Below are 1,649 nucleotides of genomic sequence, written 5' to 3' on the forward strand. Positions count from 1 at the left end.
CTTCGAGCCAACGCTATTGATATATTACTCAATAGTTGCATGGGCCATAGGGAGGAAGCCATGACAGCACTCGCAGCCGCCATAGCCATGTCCGACGCGGAGAGCCTTCCGCTCGATCAGATCGACGTAAGTCGCCCCGAATATTTTGAACAGAATGTGGAGGGCGAGTATTTCCGCCGCCTCCGCCGCGACGATCCTGTCCATTACTGCGCTGACAGCGCCTATGGCCCCTACTGGTCCATCACCAAGTTCAACGACATCATGGCGGTGGATACAAACCACCAGATATTTTCGTCAGACGCCTATCTTGGCGGCATCGTCATTGACGATGCACTTCAGAAGGGCGCGGGCGAAGGCGGGATGCAGCTCACCAACTTTATCGCCATGGACCCGCCGCGCCATGATGAGCAACGCAAGGCCGTAAGCCCCATCGTTGCGCCGACAAATCTGGCGCAGCTTGAAGGAACGATCCGCGAGCGCGTGATCCGTGTGCTTGAAAGCCTGCCCGTTGGCGAAGTGTTTGACTGGGTGCCCAGTGTTTCTATTGAGCTGACCACGCAGATGCTTGCGACGCTGTTTGACTTCCCCTTCGAGGATCGCCGCAAGCTGACACGCTGGTCCGATGTGACAACGGCAGAGCCCGGCTCCGGCATCATTGATAGCTGGGAACAGCGCACGGCAGAGCTGCTGGAATGCGCAGCTTATTTTCAGCGTCTCTGGAATGAACGCGTCAACTCGGACAAGCCGAGCTTTGACCTCATCACCATGCTCAGCCGCTCGCCTGCGACGCGAAACATGCCGCCGGAAGAATTCCTCGGCAATATCGTGCTGCTGATCGTTGGCGGCAACGACACGACGCGCAACTCCATGACGGGCGGCGTTCTCGCCCTCGGCCAGAACCCGAAAGAATGGGAAAAGCTCAAGGCTGATCCCGACCTGATCGGCAATATGGTTTCGGAAATCATCCGCTGGCAAACACCGCTGGCACATATGCGCCGGACTGCCCTTGTCGATACGGAACTTGGCGGAAAGACGATCCGCAAGGGAGACAAGGTGGTGATGTGGTACGTCTCCGGCAACCGGGATGAGGAAGTGATCGAGCGGGCCGACGAGTTCATCATCGATCGCCCGCGCGCGCGGCAGCATCTCTCTTTCGGCTTCGGTGTGCATCGCTGCGTCGGAAACCGTCTTGCTGAAATGCAGCTTCGCATCCTCTGGGAAGAAATCCTGAAACGCTTCTCCCGCGTCGAATTGATGGGTGAACCGGTGCGCGTTCGTTCCAATTTCGTGCGCGGCTATGCCTCGCTGCCGGTGAAGCTTCACGCTCTTTGAGAAAGGTTCGAGATGGCAAAGATCAATTACATCGAAGCAAATGGCAATGTTCACACGGTCGAAGCAGAGCCGGGAATATCTGCCATGGAAGCGGCAGTGAAAAACGCCGTTCCGGGCATTGATGGAGATTGTGGCGGCGCGGCCGCCTGCGCCACCTGCCATGTCTATGTCGATCCCGAATGGATCGGCAAGACAGGCCCGGCTCAGGAGGGGCTGGAAAAGAGCATGCTCGAGTTCGCCGAAGAAGTGCGAGACACAAGCCGCCTCGCCTGCCAGATATCGATCACCCCGGCACTGGACGGGTTGCAGCTTCATTT

General features: G+C 57.9%; 2 protein-coding genes. Both read left to right on the plus strand.

Going from position 1 to position 1,649, the window contains the following annotated elements; translation table 11 throughout:
* Positions 1–60 precede the first annotated feature (60 nt).
* Entirely contained in the window at positions 61–1,332 is a 1,272-nt protein-coding gene (locus WBF74_RS04650; RefSeq protein WP_424435888.1) for a cytochrome P450, read from the plus strand.
* A 12-nt stretch (positions 1,333–1,344) separates the two neighbouring features.
* A partial coding sequence (locus WBF74_RS04655) for a 2Fe-2S iron-sulfur cluster-binding protein (RefSeq protein ID WP_424435891.1) occupies positions 1,345–1,649 on the plus strand: 305 nt, incomplete at its 3' end.

Origin of the sequence: Parvibaculum sp. (assembly GCF_049672805.1) — a bacterium.
Taxonomy (GTDB): domain Bacteria; phylum Pseudomonadota; class Alphaproteobacteria; order Parvibaculales; family Parvibaculaceae; genus Parvibaculum.

Bases quoted from the DNA above. Each gene is read 5' to 3' on its own strand.
- WBF74_RS04650 (WP_424435888.1), top strand. From the start codon at position 61: ATGACAGCACTCGCAGCCGCCATAGCCATGTCCGACGCGGAGAGCCTT.